The organism is Pedobacter heparinus DSM 2366 (assembly GCF_000023825.1).
Classification (GTDB): Bacteria; Bacteroidota; Bacteroidia; order Sphingobacteriales; family Sphingobacteriaceae; genus Pedobacter; species Pedobacter heparinus.
The window spans coordinates 1,497,823-1,517,003 of sequence record NC_013061.1 but is presented as its reverse complement, the minus strand read 5'-3'; the positions used below and the strand labels follow the sequence as shown (position 1 = coordinate 1,517,003).

Genomic DNA, 19,181 nt, shown 5'->3' with positions numbered 1-19,181 from the left:
TTTTAAATACGGTTTAAAAGGTTGCGTTCAATCCAAAAACTATAGTCTGTGCCTGCGGATACGCTGAATAGTCGAAACCACGTGTTAAGGCCGAACTCTTAACAGATACTTCAGGGTCCAGGCCGGAATAACTGGTCCAGGTAAGCAGGTTTTGTGCCGATGCATGAACTGAAAGGTTTTTCAGGTAAAGTTTATTAATGAACCTTGAAGGGATCTGATAGGCAAGTGATACCGTTTTTAACCGTAGATAAGAACCGTCTTCAATTACCCTTGAAGAGCCCATTGCCGCGGGGCCCTGGCCACCTACTCTGAAATTCTTATTGGTGGGGTTCGTAGGCGACCACCTGTCTACCCATGACGCAAACTGGTTCATGTGGTAATAATAATTTGAGTTACCTTCAAATACCAGCCTATTGCCATTAAAAATATCATTTCCGGACGACCATTGAAAAAACAGGTTCAGCGTTAAACCATTATAAGAAAAATTATTGGAAAAACCACCGGTATGTACAGGTTCGGCCCTGCCAATTACGGTCTGGTCAAAACCGTTAACAATCCCGTCACCATTCAGGTCTCTGTATTTGATATCACCAGGCTGTATAGAGGCGCGGGCGTTTCCATTTGTAGGTACATTAAGCTTCAGCGAATAAAGGCCAGGTACAGGATTATTAAAATCTTCATACTGATAAACACCATCAAAAACATAACCGTGAAAAACAGATATCGGCTGCCCCACTTTTGCTACCCACAAACTGGGAGCCGGTGAAAAACCACCTGAAACGTCAGAGAATAAAGTACTTGACTCTGTCAGTTCAAGAATTTTGCTTCTGTTGAAGCTGATGTTAAAATTACTTTCCCATCTGAATGAAGGTGTAGAAATGTTTACCGTATTGAGGGAAAGTTCCAAACCCTCATTTTTAATTTTACCAATATTTTTGGTGGTGTTCGAATATCCCGAAATGAATGGGATCTGGGCATTAAGCAACAAGTTGTCGGTTGTCTTCCGGTATATTTCTGCAGTCAGTTCAATCCTGTTTCTGAAAAGGCCCAGGTCATATCCTATGTTGGTGGTAATACTGGTTTCCCATTCAAGATCAGTATTACCCAATTCTGACAGCCAGGCAGAGGTTTGCTGTGGAGTATCATTAAAGGAAACACCATTTACGATCTTGTCAAAACTGATGCGGTTGTAAGTTTCATAGTTACCAATCCTGTTGTTACCAGATAAACCATGGCTTAACCTAAGTTTAGAATTGGATATTAAAGGAACAGACTTCATGAAACTTTCACTTGTCATGTTCCAGGCAAAAGCAGCAGATGGAAAATATCCCCATTGTTTGCCTGGCCTGAATTTTGAAGAACCATCAGCACGGACAACAAGACTGAGCATATATTTTGACTTGTAGTTATAGTCCACTCTGCTAAAAAAAGACATCAGTTTATTATCTCCACCGCTAGCTGCAATTGCTAAAGGTGTCCCTTCATCCAATCCCAGCATTCCAAGCTGTTCGTTTGGAACAAACTGTGAGGTAGCCCCATAAGTATTTGTACCAACCCCTTCAAGCGAAAAGCCTCCTAATGCGGTAAGTTTATGGTCTTCCTTAAAAGTTTTTTGATAGGTCAGCGTATTTTCTGCTGTCCAGGTATTGTTCTCAGCAAAACTGAAATTTCCATTTATCCCACGGGTATTGACCGGGTTTAGGGGGGAGCCTTGCGGAGTTAGTGAATTATAGAAAGCTTCACCTCTGACCACGCGTTTTCTATAACCTATTCTTGAATTGAAAGCCAATTCTTTGATAAAATTATAAGTAAGATAAGCATTGCCAACAATTTCGCTGTTAATGGTTTTACGGTGTGTATTTTGGGCAGTGATAACCGGGTTTATACGTACATTATTGCTGCTAACCGCCACATCAGGGTCGATCAGTTCTTCTTCCAGATTGGCATTTTCATCTGCCGAAACCGGCCTGTAGCCATATACATTGGCAAATATATAATTGGAGAGATTCGAGCTCCCGGTATTGGAAGCTGCAGCCAAACCGAAAGAGGTGGCATTACTGTAGTTGGCATTAAAACCAACCTTCAACTTCTTACTTACATCCTGGTCTAACGAAACCCGGGCAAGCGCACGGGTATATCCTGAATTGATCATTAAACCTTCCTGGTCGTTTAACACACCTGATACAGAATACCTGCTTTGTTCACCGCCTCCTCTGACGGCAAAATTATGGGTCTGCATGGTTCCACGGCGAAATATCAGGTCCTGCCAGTTCACACCCGCCACATCCCGGTACGATTCTAAAGTTTTACCGTTGGGAAAATAAACCTGGTTTACCAGATTGGTGTTGATCATCTCTGATTGCGTTTTAACAAATTCATAAGGGCTCATCATTTCCATTTGTTTTCTCAACTCCTGCACGCCCAGGGAACTGTTTAGTGTAATTACAGGTTTTCCTGCTTTTCCTTTTTTGGTTTGTATTACGACTACCCCATTGGCCCCGCGCGCGCCATAAATTGCTGTGCCTGAGGCATCCTTTAGTACGGTGATCGATTCAATATCGTCGGGGTTCAAAGAATTACTTTGAAAACTCTCCATCGCAAAACCATCTATTACATATAATGGGGCAGTACTTTGGGTTAGCGAACCAGAGCCTCGTATTACGATGTCTTGTGCACTGCCTGGTTGTCCATCACTTGTAGACACCTGCACACCCGCCACCCGGCCTGCAAGCGCTTCGGTAAAAGTGAAAACCGGAGCTTTTACCAGGTCGTCCATTTTTACCTGGCCTACCGATCCTGTAAGGTCTTTTTTGGTGGTTGTACCGTAACCGATCACTACTACTTCATTCAGGCCTTTATCCTCATTTACGAGGCTCACATTATAAGTTCCTGCTCCTGAAAAATTGATTTCCTGTTTAATGTATCCAATAAAGGAAACAACCAGCGTACCTGTATTTTGCTGAGCATTTAGGGTATAAGTCCCATCCTGGGCAGTTACAGTTCCGTTAGTGGTCCCTTTAATCAACACGTTAACGCCAGGGATAGGCATTCCTTTATCATCAGTGACTTTACCACGTATGACAACTGCTGATACCTGTGCTGTTTCTGCATCTTTAGAGACAGATTCTTTTTTGATGATCAGCACGTTTGTAGCGATTTTTTCATAGGTAAGCCCGGTGTTGGCCAGCAGTTCCTGAAGTACATCTGACAGTTTCTGGTTGTTCTTCTGATAGGTAACAAGATCAGATCCTGAAAGGTCTTCACTTTTATAAGTGAAACGGATTTTGCTGCGTTGTTCTATTTGTTTCAACGTTTCTTTCAGGCTTGCACTCTTTAGTTCTAAAGAGACGACAATCTTGTTCAGATCCTGCCCTACTAAAGTGTTTGCCTGAAGTACTCCGCTAAGCGTTAAAAAGCATATCAGATAAAAAAGTTTCATAATAGCAAACTTGTATGTAAAGATTAATTGCATAGTTTTGAATGGTTTTTAATAATTCTCGAATGGGTTATTAATTAATCGTAATACCGTTCTCCGGCTGGTACCCGGGAACGGTTTATTTATTTTAGCTGGTTCCTTTCATCAATTCATCTTTTAGTTAACATTCTGTTAGTTGTCTGGTTACTTTATAAGGTATTGGTTGTTTTTAATTTCCAGTTTTGAATCTGTTAGCTCACAAAGGATTTCAAGCGCTTTTTTTGCACCAATGTCACGGTTAAAGGAGGTAGTTACAGATAGCTTTTCCAGTTGTCCCTTCATCAGGATGATCTCTGTGTTGTATACCCGTTCCATATCGCTGATGATGTCACCAAAGTTTTCATCCTCGTAAGTTAAATATCCATACTGCCATGATCCTGCATTGTTATTTTCAATTACCTTGTCTGCAGATTGCTGCAGGTCTTTTTTATTGATCTTTATTTCCTGCCCTTTAATTAAAGTAGAAACCACTTTATCCTGTTTCAATACCTGGACTTTACCCCTTTTAACAGATACAGTAATATGCTGCTGACCGTCGTATGCCTTAATATTAAAAGCAGTACCAAGCACTACTGTAGTTACCTCTCCGGTATGGATAACGAAAGGAATCTTATCGGCATGTTTCACATCAAAATAAGCTTCACCATTGAGGTATACCTCACGTTTTTTTCCGTTAAATTGCTCAGGATAATTAATTGTACTGGAGGCATTGAGCCACACCTGGGTACTATCACTCAGCAATAAAAACTTATGTTCGGCCCTTTCCGTAAACTTTTGCACTACGGCAATTTCAACAACATCAGTATTAAACTTCTGTAACATTACTGCACCAAAAACAATTACAAATAAGCAGGCTGCAGCAGGCCATACATGAAAGCTTCTTTTTTTTGCCCTTGTTTGCAGCGTTTCAACCTCCGGTTCGTATAACCAGTCTGGCTCTCTGAGTACAAGTTTACCGGCTTCATTTATATAGGTAAGCGATGGGTTGTTTTTTTTGATTTCATTGTATACACGCTTAATCAGGTCATTAAGCTCTTTATCATTCTTTGCTGCATTGATGACCATAAAAAAATCTTCCAGTTCTTTTCTAGTCGATTTATTTGTGTAATACTGCATGAAAAGGTATGTTATGCGGTCTTTCATCTCAAGCTTTTATATATAGTAGCTTCAGCTCAGGGCAATTTCCTATTGTAGGCCAGCTGATTGCTTAAAAAGAAAGGTAAACAACTGAAAATCAGTCGGAAATATTTACATATTCCAGAAGGTCGTGAGCACAACCACTATGGCTTTAAAGGTAAGGTCAAAAAATTTGCGGATGGCTTCACTGGCGGAAGACAAATGGTTTTTTACGGTGTGCTGTGATATTTTCATCTCATGGGCAATATCTTTATACGTTTTGCCCTCAGTATTTTTTAACAGGTACACTTGTTTTCTTTTAGCAGGAAGCTGCGCTATGGCCAAAATCAGGATGGAATCAAATTCACGAGCCTCTATTCTTGCATCACCATCTTCCTCCAGGTCTTTTAAAGCGATCCAGATCTTTTCTTTTAAGCGGTCATCGGCCGAAACTTTACGTAAATACTTAATTACCTTAAATCTTGTAATCCGGAAAAGATAAGCTTCAATATTGTTGATCTCGTGTAGTTTTTCCCGCATTGTCCATAAAGTCAGGAAAACTTCCTGAATGATATCCTTTGCCACGAAATCATCTTTTGACAAACGCAATGCCAGCGTATAAAGTGGGTGTTCGTAAGTCCGGAACAGTTCACTAAAAAGCATTTCCTGTGCCTTGGTCTTGGCAAGTCCACCTTTCAGTTCTGTTTTTTCCGGCATATTCATTAAGTTTTATTATGGGTTTTTCTGCTTATTTTTTATAATTTCTGCGCTATCGACCATAAATGAAACAGTATTTAAGTGTACGTACACGAATTACAACCAAGGTATGAAATATTTTGAAACAAAAGAAAATATAAATTAAATAATCCAGGGGATAAAGTAACCTTCCTGTTTTAGTGTAACCTGCCAACATAATGAACAGAAATTGCATTAGCCCCATCCTATGGCCTGGAATGGTATAACTCTGATGTGCAAAGATGTAGCTTTGTGTTATTATTAAACTTTAGTGCTAAATTTGAACTGACTTTTTTCAAATATAAACCGGACTACCAAGCTAAACTCTTGGGCGTCATTAAAAGGCGAAACCTTGCTAATGGACAGACAACATGGACAATGATTTGCATTATGAAATCATAAAACCCCACAAACCGCTTTCGGATTTTGTAGATAGTTTTTGGTTTTTGCACAATCAATCTGACAGCAATAAAGAAACTACAGGATTGCCCGATGGACGCGTTGATTTATTCCTTTTTCAATCGCCCACAGAACCTTTCCGTATCGCACTTCTTGGCTTGGGGACAGCACAACACGAATCAGCTGTTATACCTGCCAATGGATTGATGTTTTCCATTAGTTTTAAATTACTTGCGATAGAATATATTTTTCATGACACCATTTCAGACATCGTAAATAATGGGAAATTATTACCCGAAGGTTTTTGGGGCTTTACAAAAGATGACTTACAGGATTTTGACCTTTTTGTAGAAAAAGCTACGAAAAAAATCCAATCGCTTTTGCCGAAAGATATTGATAAACGCAAACTCAAATTGTTTGAACTCATTTACGTAGGAAAAGGTGCTGTTACAGTAAAAGAACTTTCCGAAAAAGTATTTTGGAGCAGCCGCCAAATCAACCGTTATTTCAATCAGCAATTCGGTATTTCCCTGAAAACATATTGCAACATTTTAAGGTTTAGGGCGTCGCTGGAACACATTGCACAAGGAAAACTTTTTCCTGAAGAGAATTTTACTGACCAAAATCACTTCATCAAAGAAATAAAGAAATTTTCGGGCGTAGTACCGAAAGAATTATTTAAAAATAAAAACGACCGATTTATACTATTATCAACGCTACCCAGGAAATAGTTTTGCAGTATAAAACAAATTCTAAGATAATGTTACTGGAAAATAAAAAGGTTGCAATTGTTGGCGGAGGAATGGCTGGATTAACTTTAGCTCGGCTATTACAAATGAAAAACACTGACGTAAAAGTTTACGAAAGAGATATGAATCGTGATGTCCGGGTTCAGGGTTCTACCTTAGATTTACACGAAGGTTCGGGCTTGGAAGCGATGAAACGAGCAGGTTTAATTGATGAATTTTACGCATATCATCGCCCAATTGCAAGCAAGATGCGTATTGTGGATCAAGCCCTCCAAATAAAATTTGATGATCATAACAGTGGAAAAACAATTTCAGAGGATCGTCCTGAAATTGATCGCGCGCCTTTGCGTGATATTTTATTGAATGCATTAAAACCAGATACAGTCGTGTGGGACAGTCATTTCCAATCTATGGAAAAACAAAGCAAGGGCTGGCTGCTGCATTTCAAAAACGGAACAGGTATATATGCCGATCTGGTAATTGCAGCCGACGGAGCAAAATCAAAAGTTCGTCCGTTTTTAAGCGCTGAAAAGCCGGTCTATTCAGGTATTACATTGATTGAAGGAAATATTTATGATGCAGAAAAAAATGCACCAAAACTTTTTGAATTTACAAAAGGTGGAAAAGTTATGGCTTTTGGTAATGAGCAATTTATAGGATATGGCACAAAAGGCGACGGCTCGATTATGTTTGTAGCAAGCTTCAAAGCACCTGAAAATTCGGTTACACAAAGTGGCATTGACTTTAAAAATAAAGCGCAAGTCTTTGCATGGTTTAAGGAAACATATGCAAGTTGGAGTGAGGAATGGCATGAATTTTTCACTAACGATGATGTACATTTTATTCCGCGTCCGCAATACTATTTTCCACTCAACCAAACCTGGGAAACGCAGGATAACCTTACCATGATTGGCGATGCGGCTCATTGTATGCCGCCATTTGCCGGCGAGGGTGCAAACGTAGCTATGCAAGACGCATTTGAATTGGCAGAATGTTTAGCCGGCACCAAATTCAGAAATATGAAAACTGCAATCTCACATTTTGAAAAACAAATGATTAAAAGAGGTGCGGAAGCCACACAGGATACATTAGAAAACAGCGAAATAATGCACTCAAAAACCGCATTGGAACAAATGCTGGCATTTTTCAGTCATTAAAAGACACAGCTACAAGCTAACAATTTTAGTTTTAACAATTATTTTATGCCAAAAAATTTAGCATTTATGATTTTAACTTATAAATTTGTGAGATAGATTTTAATTTTTTAAAACATGTACAGGAGCATTGAAGATTTCACAAAAGATTGGGAATTGGAAACCCAGGGAACCCTAAAAGTACTTTCCGCGATTACAGAGCGTACCCGTAAAGAAAAGATCCACCCTGACGTTCGCTCGCTTGCGCGGCTTGGCTGGCATTTAACACAAACCATTACCGAAATGGGACATAAAGCAGGACTATTTACAGAGGATGAACTGGAATATATTTTGCCACCATCTGATTATACAGAACTGTTAAGCCTGTATCATCAATATTGTAGAATATTAGCAAATGCTGTTCGGTTGAAATGGACCGACTCTGGCTTAACGGATCAGGTAGAGATGTACAATGAACAATGGGAAAAAGGAAAAATATTGCGTGTACTGATTGCACATCAAACACACCACAGGGGGCAAATGACTGTGATCATGCGCGTCTTGGGATTATTGGTACCTGGACTTTATGGTCCTTCAAAAGAAGAATGGGAAGAATTTGGAATGATGGTACCTGAGTAATTCTTTTTTACCTCGTATGGAACTAAAATCTCTATTATAGCAAAAAAGCGGCTTTAGGCCGCTTTTTTTGTGTTCCCGAAGGGATTCGAACCCCCATCTTTAGAACCGGAATCTAAAATTCTATCCATTGAACTACGGAAACCGGAGCGCAAATATAGGGATTCATTTAATTAAAATCCACATCAAATTATTTTACTGTAAAAGGAACAACAACATCACCCCAGATTAAGGATATTTTACCATTCTTATCAATGGTAAAAGTCATCTTTTCTGTGAAGGAAGTAGCCTTTAGAGGTTTAACAACTACACGTAAAGCATCGTCAGTTTCAGCATATTCTGTTCCCGATTTTTGCCATTTTTTGTTAAAGATCAATGTCCACTCCTTTTCACCGGGAATAGAATGCAGCGCATATTTGCCTGCAGCCAGCACTTTACCATCAATCTTTACGTCTTTGCTCACTTCAAATATGGTTGCCTCGTTGGCACCGGTACGCCAGACTTTACCATAAGGGGCAATTTCTTTACCTATTGTACGCCCTTTTACCGAAGGTTGGCTGTAATCAATGCTCACAACTATTCCGGAACCTAGTGTGCCCTTTACACTAGCTGGTGGACTTGGCCTTTTACTTTTGTCCTGTTGCGCCGAAACAGTGAAGGTAGTAAACAACAGGGCTACCCATGTTAATGCGATTATTTTCTTCATATATATTCTTTTTTATTCCTAAAATGCTAAAAAATACTTTATAAATCAAATCTGCAATAATTTATAGAAACATATTTTGATCTCATTATATAATTCTTTAAATTCAATAGCTATACCATCAGCTGATGTTAATACCTACCGTTTATGTTCCATCAGAATATATTAATTGTTAGAGAAAGTGTCTCTGACAATGATAAAAACCTCATCAACCTGCTCCTAAATATAGGATATGAGCAAAGCCAGATTGTTTCAGTTCCGGCACAAAAAATTCCTTTCGTTGACTGCGAAGTGATATTCTTACTTACGGAAGCCATGGAGCAAACGGCCGTATTCATCCCACAAATAAATACAGATTTCCCTGATGTCCCCCTGATTTTAATTATTGGTACAACTACTGCAGAACAGCCATTCCCTGTTGGTACAGACGATTGGTTGCTCGAATCCTGGCTGCAACCTTTACTCTTAAAAAAAACCATACAACTGGCTATTGAAAGAAAGCAAAACACCTGCAACTACCTGAGTATTTTCAGAGAAAATCCAAGTCCGATGTACATTTATGAAAAGGGCACCTTTCAATTTCTGGAAGCAAATACTGCAGCCTTGCGTCAATATGGATACACCAGAGAGGAGTTTCTCGAACTAACTGCAAAAGACATCAGGCCAGTCGACGAACTGGAAGCTTTTTATAAGATCAATGAAGAACTGCCTGCAGCTTATTCAAATGCGGGTATCTGGCAGCATATACGAAAAAACGGAGAAATTTTTTATGTACATATATTCACCCACCAGATCCGGTTTGCCGGTAAAATCTGTAAACTGGTGACGGCCATAGATATTGATGTCACAGTAAAGGCTGAAAATGCACTTAAGAAAAAAGCAAAAGAAATAGAAAATATCTTGGAAAGCATAACAGATGGTTTTTTTACCGTAAACAGAAACTGGGAATTAACCTATATTAATAAAGCATTCGAAAAGATCATTCAAACAAGCAGGATAGGAATAATTGGAAAAAATCTTTGGGAATATTTTCCAGAGGCCAGAGACCTGGCCTATTTTCAATTGTATCAAAAAGCTTTATCAGAAAATGTTTCAGTTCACTTTGAAGAATTTTATCCACCATTAAATATATGGCTCTCGGTTAATGCTTACCCTACAGATTCAGGCTTAGCAGTTTATTTTACCGACAATACAGCCCAGCAGAATTATCAGCATAAAATAGAGGTCCAGAACAAGAAGTTTAAAGAAATAGCATGGGTACAGGCACATCAGATCCGTGGCCCGGTATCTAATTTACTGGGGCTGGTAGATCTTTTTAATATTGAGCCCGACGATCCGGATAACCTGGAGCTCCTGGCCAGGGTTAAGCATACAGCCATACAAATGGATGAATCTATTAAGGAAATTGTTCATCTGACCAGGAAAATTGAATCATAGGATGTATAAACTAAGCTTAAAATGTTTTACTTTTAGAAATCTTTACCATTTCAATATTTTCGGATAAACCCGACATAACTATGATGAAACAAATAATTACCCTATCTATCATTCTTTTTCTGTTTAAAAACTCTGGCGCACAGGATTTGCAAGCTGCTTACCCCCCTCTTACAGTTAAAGGCACTAGTATTTACCTTCCTGGTAAGCAACTGGATTTGAATACAGATGGCTTTCCTGCAATGATCCAGACTTCATTTAAACTCGTCACAGAGCCTATTCATTTTCATATACCCCGCTTAACTAACCACAAAGACATTAAATTTAAAAGCACACCGCTCGAGATCTCTAAAGGCAGGCCAGACAAAGCAAGCTGGATCGTAAAAAACACATCCGACAGCCTTGACATGGAAGTAAGTGGCAGCCTTAACTTACATGGAAAAATGATTTATGTAGTCAAAATCACTGCATTAAATAATATAGACCTGGAAAACATCAGGCTACACATTCCCTTTACACCCGAAGCAGCAAAATATATAAGAGGACTTAACCAAAAGGGTGATGAACGTGATCCGGTAATTGACTGGAAATGGGATGCTGCCGGCAAAGATCAGGCTAAAGTATGGGTTGGCAATATAACTGGTGGCCTGTTGTATACTCTGGAAGACAATCAACATAAAACTGCCCCCATCTCCTGGTCAAATGGAGATAAAGGAGGCATCCATATCGAACAAAAAGGCAAAGCCATTCTGGCTGATAACTACAGTGGTGAGCATCGGATGAAAAAGGGAGATGTACTTTATTATAACTTCAGCATGTCCATTACGGCCAGTCAAAAAACAAAATAGCAAACAGTTTAATATCCGCTGTTGTTATTTACGAAACTAACTTATGAAATTTAATCCAATTGCTTTTATTGTTAACCTAGCCGTGCCACTTATTATTGGGGCAATAGGAGCATTTTTTACGGCAAGTTCTGTAAAAACCTGGTATGTAACCCTTACAAAGCCTTCGTTTAACCCTCCAAATGAGATTTTTGCTCCGGTGTGGAGCAGCCTGTATGTATTGATAGGTATTTCGGCCTACCTGGTATGGCAAAAAAGACATACCATAACCCGCTTCCCACGTACCATTGCCATTTACCTCATACAACTGGTTTTAAACCTGATGTGGTCGTTCATCTTCTTTTATGCCCATCAGCTTGGCGTAGCATTGTTCGAAATTATAGCATTGCTTATTGTAATAATCATCAATGCCCTTGTATTTTATAAAATTGATAAACTGGCGGGCCTGCTTTTTATCCCTTATATTTTATGGGTTGCTTTTGCAACTGTACTTACTTATAATATCTTCATTCTGAACTAATTTCCCTATTTTTAGGGTGTGATGTTTTTAAAGAAACTACTTGTATTTACCCTTGCTGTTTTGACATTTCCCGTATATGCTCAAAAAGTAGGTTTGGTATTAAGTGGCGGCGGCGCAAAAGGAATAGCGCATATTGGCACCCTAAAAGCACTGGAAGAAAATAACATTCCGATAGATTACATCACCGGAACTTCTATGGGTGGCATAGTGGGGGCTATGTACGCTGCCGGCTATACCCCTGGCCAGATTGAAAAAATTGCTTTAAGTCCGGACTTTCAAGACTGGGTAAGTGGCCGCTTTAAAAGCGACTATACTTTTTTCTTTCAAAAGAAACCACTAAACCCCTCTATTGTTACGGCCAAGCTATCCCTGGATACCAGCTTAAGGATGACATTCAGGTCTAACCTGGTGAACGATATTCCACTGAATTTTGCGCTGCTTGAGCTTTTTTCGCAGGCTTCGGCGATATCTAAAGACAATTTCGACAACCTGTTTGTTCCATATCGTTGTATGGTTTCTGATGTTTTATCGCAAACCAGCATTACAGTAAAAAAAGGGAACCTGGCCGAGGCAGTCAGGGCAACCATGACTGTTCCACTAATCTACCGCCCCATAAAACTCGAGGGGAAATATGTTTTCGACGGAGGTTTATACAACAACTTTCCGGCTGATGTAATGAAAAAGGAATTTAACCCCGAAGTCATGATCGGTGCCAATGTTTCTTCCAAAACTTATAACGAATATCCTAAAAACCGGGATGAGCGACTGGTAAACAGGCTAATGGTATTTATGTTCCTTTCCAAATCTGACTCTACCCTGATTGGCGATAACGGCGTTTATATACAACCCGACCTTAAAGATTACAATGTGACTAATTTTAACCCTGTCCAGGCCCTGATCAAACAAGGTTATGATGCAACGATGGCCAATATGGATGAAATTAAAAAAAAGATAAAAAGACGGGTAAACATCAATGATCTGATGACCAGGCGCAACGATTTCAACAATAGAAAACCTGATCTGGTTTTCAGCAATGTAACAGTATCAGGCGTCAACGACCAGCAAAAGAAATACGTTGAACGGCTCTTTAAAAGAGACAACAAACCCACATTTAATATTAATGACATCAAACAAGGGTATTATAAGCTGGTAGCCGATGAGACATTTGAAACCATTTATCCCCGGATATCCTATAATCCGGTATCAGATAACTACAACCTCGAAATCATTGCCCAGCCCAGGAAAAGCCTGAAAATTGATTTCGGCGGAAATATTTCCAGCCGACCTATCAGCAATGTATTTTTAGGTTTACAGTACAATTATCTGGCACGAAAAGCCTATACTTTTGGCCTAAACCTCTATTCAGGTCGATTCTATGAATCTTTACAGATGAATGGCCGAATAGATTACCCTTCCGGCCTTCCCCTATTCCTGGCAGCAGATGTAACTTATAACCACTTTGATTATTACAAAACAAGCTCCATTTTTATAGAAAACCCACGCCCAACCTATATTGAGCAGTCGGATAGAAAAATAGAGTTAAAAATGGGCATGCCCCTAAACAGAAATGCCAAAATCACACTTAGCACGGCCTTCATTAACAATAACGACCGCTATAGCCCTAACAATACTTTTTCCATTGGCGATATACTGGAGAAAACAGTGTTAAACGGCGCTATGTCTACCCTTGCCTTCGAACAATATACCTTTAACCGTAAACAATATGCAAATAAAGGACGCAATTTCCTGCTCAGCTTTAATTATTTTGCCGGAAGAGAAAGTTATACACCAGGCAACATTAACGGCACCAGTTTACCCCTGCTGGCTAATACTAAAGTCAGTGTAAATAAACAGTTCCGGCAATGGATAAAAATTAAAATGAGCGAGGAAAACTATTTTTTGCACCTGAACAAATATACCATGGGTTACCTGGCAGAAGCAGTGTACTCCAATCAACCGTTATTCTCCAACTATTATTCAACCCTGTTGGCTGCCCCGGCATTTTATCCCTTACAGGACAGCAGGTCCGTATTTCTGGAAAATTTTAGGGCAACTACCTATCTCGCAGGAGGCATTAAAAATGTATACAGCTTAAAAAGAAGTCTGGATATTCGGATAGAAGGCTATGTATTCTTACCTTACCGGGAATTTGAAAAAGTAGGTTTTCAGGGTATTACGCATAAAACCGCCTTTACCAAATGGCATTATGCCGGAACAGCCGGACTGGTTTACCATACTCCCCTGGGCCCCATTGGCCTGAGTTATAATTTATACGATGACCCCATAAAAAGAAACGGTGTTTTGTTACATTTGGGGTACTTAATTTACAATAAACGATCTACAGAATGAAACGAACCTATTTATTGCTTCTGTTTTTGGCGTTCAGCAGTTTTGCCTTTGCACAAAAAGCAGCCATCAATAATTTCATAGTTAAAGAAAGCCTGCTTAAAAACAGTAAACTTGCTATTATAGCAGCTGATTCTCTGGACAATCCTATAGAAAAGATCAACGGACTCTATACCTTTACTGTAAGTGGTTTTACACAGCCTGTTACATTTAATGATGGTGTGGCTATTTTACCACTTCAGCTAGAACGTTCTGCATTTGTTTACATCAAACATCAGAACGAAAGCGGCACGCACAGTAAGTTACTATACGTTTATAAAAAAGATGGCTCACTTAACCCATATACCATCAATAGTATGTGGCTCATTATTTTCCCCGCACTTATTATATTTCTGGCTTTTGCCTTCAGAAAATTCATCATAGCTGCAGTCATCATACTTATAATCTTTATTTATTTCAACCACAGTAACGGTTTAAATCTTTCTACTTTTTTTGAAACCATTTTTGACGGATTAAAAGGAATGTTTTAAAAAGGCATTCCTATACCAAAATTATACTGTACAAAACGGTAATTATCCGGGCTGTTCATTGCATCATAAGCACTTCTAAAGGCCTTACCGCCACTTAAAAACTTGCTGATAACCCATTGCTCGGAACCGGAAAACTGGGGGTCCTTAAGCTTTAAGCCTACATCAAATCTAAAAACAAAATATTGCACATCGTACCTGAAACCAGTACCGGCACCCAGCGCAATCTGGCTGCCTAACCTTTTAAAATCAAATCTCGTTTCTGATGTTCCATTGGAAACATTCCAGATGTTTCCAGCATCTAAAAATACAGCACCCTTTAATTTAGCACCAAAAAACTTATTCAGTAGTTTATATCTGTATTCAATGTTTGTTTCAATATGCAGTTCGCCTGTCTGATCAAGACCATAATACAACCTACGTTCCTCTTCGGTCTTTAACGATTCTCCCCTATTGTAATTTCCCGGCCCCAAAGTTCTTGCCTGCCAGGCCCTTACCCCGCTTGATCCACCACCATAAAATAATTTCTCAAAAGGGATGTACTTAGAGTTTCCATAGGCATAACCGATCCCTGTATTTAACCTGACAACAAGCTGTCTGTCTCCACCCAGCCTTCTATACAAGCGAAAATCAATGTCAGGTCGTACATATTGATTAAACGGAACACCAAAAATAGTTGCATTGCCCGCAGTATCAACCTTTGTTTTTAATACCTTTGAAATGCCCTCCAATAGGTTACCGGCAAGATCAATATCTCCCCTAAAGTAAAGGAAATTGCTATTCGTCGATAGTTTTTCTGCATTAAGGGAATAAGCATACTTAATTCCAAACGTCACACTTTTCCTACTGAATAATTCAAGTGTATATAAATTGTTAATCAAATCCCCCACATTTGTCGTGGTCGAATCCAGCAACAAGTTTCCAAAACGATATTCAAAATTTAATGGTGTCACAACGTGGAATTTAGACCTTGTTTCCCTAAACTCGTAAGCAAAAGATGTAAGGATTACTTTACGTTGAAAAGCACTTTTTTGCAGTCCGTAAAGATAACTGGCAGAAAATATCGTATGTGGCATACCACCCCTTCCTGGCTTAGTTCTGGCAAAGGGAATCATTAAGCGTGGAACAGTTAACGTGGCACTTACAGAAAAGTCCCGCTGATAAATGTCTTTAAAAATAGAAGTACCTGCCCCTAGCCTGGACTGTAAGCCGCCTTTAATCTGAAACTCAAACTTTTCCGCTCCCCTGAACAAATTGTTATTGGTATAGGTATTACTCAGGGTGAATCCTACAGTACCCGCATTAAAGGGGATCTCACCCTCTATACGGTTGCTCATGATCTTTTGAGGGATCAGCTGAATCACAGGCTCTACATGATTTGAACTGTCTTTGGCTTTGTTGTAATCTATTTTAACATTCTTAAAAACATTCAGTTCATATAAACGGTCATAGGTTAAATTTTCATTTCTGATGTCGTAGATATCACCTTGATGCAGAAAATTGTATCGGTTAATTGGATTTCGCCTGAATTTCTTAGAAAGATCGGTATACCTTACCCCATTAAATAACCTTTTGTTCATCGGAATAGAATCCGGAAAACCATCGGCATTTGGCGCGACGATAATATTGGTTTCACCAATTGCATAGGGAAGATGTTTAGGTTTATCAATAGGATTGTCGATGATCAGTGTTACATTAGCCTTACTGTTGTTCAGGTTAGAATCTACAGAAAACTTCACATAAGGGCGCGCAAAATCAAAATAACCATTCTGTTTCATCACCTGATAGATCTGATCCCTTTCATAAGCCAGCGAATCATCGTCATAACGCAGCCCTTCTTTCAGATGGCTGAAAGAATTTTTCTTTGACAGGTACAACGCTTTGATATTTTCATCGGGAATTTCATATGAAACTTTATTTACTGCAAATGACGAACCTGTATTAGCCTTAAAAAACACTGCTGCCCGTTGATTTTTCACTTCAATATCAGATTTGACACGAGCATTAAAATAACCTTTACTCATCAGGTATTTTTCTATTTGGTTACGTGAAATCTCTACCAGTGCACTGTCTAAAATTGGTGGCGGGGTGCCCAAAGGTTTAATATTGGTTGTTTTATACTTACCGTCTTTGGTATTGAACATATTATATATCAACACATTGATACCCAGCCTTGATGCAGGCCTGATATCTTTCTGGATATAATTAAAAGCTTCTTCTTCAAACTGTTTCGGAATACTGTCTATTTCTACGTTTTTAACGATCGACTGGTAATCGGCAATGTACTTTGTTGATGAACAAGCTGTCACAAAAACAATAATAAATAGTAATATTGCAGGAAACAGAACATTATTTTTATAATCGTGGTATGCTTTCAAAATCTCAGATAAGTTTTATAAAATCGTTACATCAAAAAAAGTACCGCAAAGAAAACGGGATATTTATTATTGAAGGTATAAAATCTATTGAAGAATTTATTCACTCCAATTACCAGGTACACAGCATCTATTACCTTGCACAATACCAATCATTACTTCCAGCTTTGCCAGCAAATATAAAGTTATTTGAAGTAAACAACGCTGAACTTGATAAGATTAGTACACTGCAAACCCCACAGGGCATTCTAGCATTGGTAAACATTCCCGAACCACCTCTTTTTAAACCTGCTACACCTAAAAATCTTTTCTCTTTAGTACTGGATGGAGTACAGGATCCGGGCAATATGGGTACCATTATCCGTACAGCCGATTGGTTCGGCTTTAAAAACATCATCTGCTCCAACAATTGTGTGGAAGTATACAATCCAAAAACAGTACAGGCAACAATGGGCTCTTTAAGCAGGGTTAATATTTTTTATGAAGACCTGCCCGGAATTTTAACAAACGTCAAACTGCCTGTGTTTGGTGCAGTTTTAGATGGCAAAAGTATTTATAAGACGGACTGGGGCAACGAAGGACTGGTTATTTTGGGCAACGAAGGGCAAGGAATTACCCCCCCGGTGATGAAATTAATTACACACCCGGTAACCATTCCACGCATTGGAGGTGCTGAGTCCTTGAACGTTGCCATATCTGCCGCTATATTATGTGCAGATATTAGCAGAAATTTAAACAAATAAGTTGCATCCTAACTTATATTTACTATTTTTGCAGCCTGAATTTCAACAGGTCGAGTGGCCGAGTGGCTAGGCAGAGGTCTGCAAAACCTCCTACAGCGGTTCGAATCCGCTCTCGACCTCCAGATTTATTAATAAATAAAAAAGATTGACATGGCAGTTACCAGATTAAAAAGAAAAGACAGAAGAAATAAAACTTTCGCAAAATTAGATGTGAAATTCTTAAAATTAGCTACCAACATCGAATTAGGCAGCAGATCTAAACAATCTACAAAAGATCAGTTGGCTAAAAACAACGCTGTTATTGCTCAATTAACTGCAAAAGCATAAGTTTTTTTCAAACAAAATTAAAAGCCTTTCTGCAAAACAGAAAGGCTTTTACATATAACTTATTTGCCGGTATTACTTTACCAGCAACTCTTTACAGATTCGTTTAACGATTGCAGGACCTTCGTAAATAAAACCAGTATACAATTGTACCAAAGATGCGCCTGCCTCCAATTTATCTTTGGCATCCTGTGGGGAATGAATCCCACCTACACCTATAATCGGAAAAGCTTTATTTGATTTGTCCGACAGATATTTAATCACCTCGGTAGAACGTATTGTCAAAGGTTTACCACTTAAGCCGCCGGCTTCATTTGTTACTTTTTCAGCAGTATATAAACCGTTCCTGTCTATGGTAGTGTTGGTAGCAATAACTCCTGCAATCCCTGTATGCATTACAATCTCTACAATATCATCCAGCTGCTCATTGGTCAGATCAGGTGCAATTTTCAATAAGATCGGCCTGGAAATGCCATCCTTCTGATTTCGCTGCTGCAGGGTATTTAACAGGTTCATTAGTGGTTCCTTCTCCTGCAATGCTCTTAAACCAGGCGTATTGGGCGAACTTACATTCACTACAAAATAATCAACTACATCAAACAAACGGTCAAAACATTTGACATAATCACTAACAGCATCCTCGTTGGGGGTATTCTTATTTTTTCCAATGTTACCACCAACAACAATATCTTTATGTTTACCTCTCAGCAACCTTAACCTTTCAGCAAGTGTATCCACCCCTTTGTTGTTAAATCCCATCCTGTTGATCAGCGCACTATCTTCTTCCAGACGAAACATTCTTGGTTTATCGTTCCCCGGTTGAGGTAAAGGCGTTACCGTACCTACCTCTATAAAACCAAAGCCCAGGTCACTCAAAGCTTCAATATATTCCCCGTTTTTGTCGAAGCCCGCAGCCAGACCTACTGGATTTTTGAATTTAATGCCAAAAACCTCCCGTTCCAGTCCTTTAATGTTAACATCAAAGCTGCTACGCAAAATTGTCTTCCCCAGCGGAAAATGATCATGAAACCATTTTAATCTTTTCACAACAAAATAATGCACTTTTTCAGGATCGAACCGGAAAAATATAGGTTTAATGAGCTGATACATGCTGCAAAGAT

The 19,181-nt window shown here is 39.1% G+C and carries 16 protein-coding genes and 2 tRNA genes; 11 read left to right on the top strand and 7 right to left on the bottom strand.

Annotated features, from left to right (window positions below):
- Nucleotides 1-13: 13 nt before the first annotated feature.
- The 3 genes from PHEP_RS06410 to PHEP_RS06400 all read right to left on the bottom strand — a co-directional run bounded on the left by PHEP_RS06410 (nt 14) and on the right by PHEP_RS06400 (nt 5,308).
- On the bottom strand, nt 14-3,439 hold the full coding sequence (locus tag PHEP_RS06410) for a TonB-dependent receptor (RefSeq protein WP_143715707.1): 3,426 nt from the start codon (nt 3,437-3,439) through the stop codon (nt 14-16).
- A gap of 180 nt (nt 3,440-3,619) precedes the next feature.
- Nucleotides 3,620-4,591 (bottom strand): FecR family protein, encoded by a 972-nt coding sequence (locus tag PHEP_RS06405; protein ID WP_162141638.1) that lies wholly within the window; start codon nt 4,589-4,591, stop codon nt 3,620-3,622.
- A gap of 132 nt (nt 4,592-4,723) precedes the next feature.
- Nucleotides 4,724-5,308 (bottom strand): RNA polymerase sigma factor, encoded by a 585-nt coding sequence (locus PHEP_RS06400; RefSeq protein WP_162141637.1) that lies wholly within the window; start codon nt 5,306-5,308, stop codon nt 4,724-4,726.
- Nucleotides 5,309-5,697: 389 nt separating this feature from the next.
- Between PHEP_RS06400 and PHEP_RS06395 the strand changes: the two genes are divergently transcribed.
- From PHEP_RS06395 to PHEP_RS06385, 3 genes are all read left to right on the top strand, one after another.
- Nucleotides 5,698-6,456: a helix-turn-helix domain-containing protein gene (locus tag PHEP_RS06395; RefSeq protein WP_012781438.1), complete on the top strand. Its 759-nt coding sequence runs from the start codon at nt 5,698-5,700 to the stop codon at nt 6,454-6,456.
- A 29-nt stretch (nt 6,457-6,485) separates the two neighbouring features.
- Nucleotides 6,486-7,631, top strand: coding sequence for an FAD-dependent oxidoreductase (locus PHEP_RS06390; protein ID WP_012781437.1), 1,146 nt, complete (start codon nt 6,486-6,488; stop codon nt 7,629-7,631).
- A 114-nt stretch (nt 7,632-7,745) separates the two neighbouring features.
- The gene (locus PHEP_RS06385) at nt 7,746-8,246 is read left to right on the top strand and encodes a DinB family protein (protein WP_012781436.1); all 501 of its coding nucleotides are present in this window, start codon (nt 7,746-7,748) and stop codon (nt 8,244-8,246) included.
- Nucleotides 8,247-8,316: 70 nt separating this feature from the next.
- On the opposite strand, the gene PHEP_RS06380 is transcribed toward PHEP_RS06385, so the two are convergent.
- Nucleotides 8,317-8,388: transfer RNA gene (locus tag PHEP_RS06380), tRNA-Arg, on the bottom strand.
- A 45-nt stretch (nt 8,389-8,433) separates the two neighbouring features.
- On the bottom strand, nt 8,434-8,949 hold the full coding sequence (locus PHEP_RS06375; RefSeq protein WP_012781435.1) for a DUF2911 domain-containing protein: 516 nt from the start codon (nt 8,947-8,949) through the stop codon (nt 8,434-8,436).
- A 144-nt stretch (nt 8,950-9,093) separates the two neighbouring features.
- On the opposite strand from PHEP_RS06375, the gene PHEP_RS06370 reads away from it, so the two are divergent.
- The 5 genes from PHEP_RS06370 (at nt 9,094) to PHEP_RS06350 (ending at nt 14,621) form a co-directional block, all read left to right on the top strand.
- Nucleotides 9,094-10,383: a PAS domain-containing protein gene (locus PHEP_RS06370; RefSeq protein WP_012781434.1), complete on the top strand. Its 1,290-nt coding sequence runs from the start codon at nt 9,094-9,096 to the stop codon at nt 10,381-10,383.
- Between the two features lie 80 nt (nt 10,384-10,463).
- Entirely contained in the window at nt 10,464-11,228 is a 765-nt protein-coding gene (locus PHEP_RS06365; RefSeq protein ID WP_012781433.1) for a glycoside hydrolase domain-containing protein, read from the top strand.
- Nucleotides 11,229-11,271: 43 nt separating this feature from the next.
- Nucleotides 11,272-11,745, top strand: a complete 474-nt coding sequence (locus PHEP_RS06360; protein ID WP_012781432.1) for a TspO/MBR family protein — start codon at nt 11,272-11,274, stop codon at nt 11,743-11,745.
- A 21-nt stretch (nt 11,746-11,766) separates the two neighbouring features.
- Nucleotides 11,767-14,094 (top strand): patatin-like phospholipase family protein, encoded by a 2,328-nt coding sequence (locus PHEP_RS06355; protein WP_012781431.1) that lies wholly within the window; start codon nt 11,767-11,769, stop codon nt 14,092-14,094.
- Nucleotides 14,091-14,621, top strand: a complete 531-nt coding sequence (locus PHEP_RS06350; protein ID WP_012781430.1) for a hypothetical protein — start codon at nt 14,091-14,093, stop codon at nt 14,619-14,621. The genes PHEP_RS06355 and PHEP_RS06350 overlap by 4 nt, the downstream gene beginning before the upstream one ends.
- On the opposite strand, the gene tamL is transcribed toward PHEP_RS06350, so the two are convergent.
- The gene (tamL, locus tag PHEP_RS06345; RefSeq protein WP_049772221.1) at nt 14,618-16,996 is read right to left on the bottom strand and encodes a translocation and assembly module lipoprotein TamL; all 2,379 of its coding nucleotides are present in this window, start codon (nt 16,994-16,996) and stop codon (nt 14,618-14,620) included. The two genes, PHEP_RS06350 and tamL, sit on opposite strands and share 4 nt — an antisense overlap.
- On the opposite strand from tamL, the gene PHEP_RS06340 reads away from it, so the two are divergent.
- From PHEP_RS06340 to PHEP_RS06330, 3 genes are all read left to right on the top strand, one after another.
- On the top strand, nt 16,987-17,736 hold the full coding sequence (locus tag PHEP_RS06340; RefSeq protein WP_012781428.1) for a TrmH family RNA methyltransferase: 750 nt from the start codon (nt 16,987-16,989) through the stop codon (nt 17,734-17,736). The two genes, tamL and PHEP_RS06340, sit on opposite strands and share 10 nt — an antisense overlap.
- 48 nt (nt 17,737-17,784) lie before the next feature.
- Nucleotides 17,785-17,858, top strand: a tRNA-Cys gene (locus PHEP_RS06335).
- A 28-nt stretch (nt 17,859-17,886) separates the two neighbouring features.
- Entirely contained in the window at nt 17,887-18,063 is a 177-nt protein-coding gene (locus PHEP_RS06330) for a hypothetical protein (protein WP_012781427.1), read from the top strand.
- A 72-nt stretch (nt 18,064-18,135) separates the two neighbouring features.
- Here PHEP_RS06330 and PHEP_RS06325 read toward each other — a convergent pair whose 3' ends face one another.
- On the bottom strand, nt 18,136-19,170 hold the full coding sequence (locus tag PHEP_RS06325; RefSeq protein WP_012781426.1) for a quinone-dependent dihydroorotate dehydrogenase: 1,035 nt from the start codon (nt 19,168-19,170) through the stop codon (nt 18,136-18,138).
- Between the last annotated feature and the right edge of the window lie 11 nt (nt 19,171-19,181).

Excerpts from the sequence above, each read along its gene's own strand:
- PHEP_RS06410 (WP_143715707.1), bottom strand. The coding sequence starts at position 3,439 with ATGAAACTTTTTTATCTGATATGCTTTTTAACGCTTAGCGGAGTACTT.
- PHEP_RS06405 (WP_162141638.1), bottom strand. The coding sequence starts at position 4,591 with ATGCAGTATTACACAAATAAATCGACTAGAAAAGAACTGGAAGATTTT.
- PHEP_RS06400 (WP_162141637.1), bottom strand. The coding sequence starts at position 5,308 with ATGCCGGAAAAAACAGAACTGAAAGGTGGACTTGCCAAGACCAAGGCA.
- PHEP_RS06395 (WP_012781438.1), top strand. The coding sequence starts at position 5,698 with ATGGACAATGATTTGCATTATGAAATCATAAAACCCCACAAACCGCTT.
- PHEP_RS06390 (WP_012781437.1), top strand. The coding sequence starts at position 6,486 with ATGTTACTGGAAAATAAAAAGGTTGCAATTGTTGGCGGAGGAATGGCT.
- PHEP_RS06385 (WP_012781436.1), top strand. The coding sequence starts at position 7,746 with ATGTACAGGAGCATTGAAGATTTCACAAAAGATTGGGAATTGGAAACC.
- PHEP_RS06375 (WP_012781435.1), bottom strand. The coding sequence starts at position 8,949 with ATGAAGAAAATAATCGCATTAACATGGGTAGCCCTGTTGTTTACTACC.
- PHEP_RS06370 (WP_012781434.1), top strand. The coding sequence starts at position 9,094 with ATGTTCCATCAGAATATATTAATTGTTAGAGAAAGTGTCTCTGACAAT.
- PHEP_RS06365 (WP_012781433.1), top strand. The coding sequence starts at position 10,464 with ATGATGAAACAAATAATTACCCTATCTATCATTCTTTTTCTGTTTAAA.
- PHEP_RS06360 (WP_012781432.1), top strand. The coding sequence starts at position 11,272 with ATGAAATTTAATCCAATTGCTTTTATTGTTAACCTAGCCGTGCCACTT.
- PHEP_RS06355 (WP_012781431.1), top strand. The coding sequence starts at position 11,767 with ATGTTTTTAAAGAAACTACTTGTATTTACCCTTGCTGTTTTGACATTT.
- PHEP_RS06350 (WP_012781430.1), top strand. The coding sequence starts at position 14,091 with ATGAAACGAACCTATTTATTGCTTCTGTTTTTGGCGTTCAGCAGTTTT.
- PHEP_RS06340 (WP_012781428.1), top strand. The coding sequence starts at position 16,987 with ATGCTTTCAAAATCTCAGATAAGTTTTATAAAATCGTTACATCAAAAA.
- PHEP_RS06330 (WP_012781427.1), top strand. The coding sequence starts at position 17,887 with ATGGCAGTTACCAGATTAAAAAGAAAAGACAGAAGAAATAAAACTTTC.
- PHEP_RS06325 (WP_012781426.1), bottom strand. The coding sequence starts at position 19,170 with ATGTATCAGCTCATTAAACCTATATTTTTCCGGTTCGATCCTGAAAAA.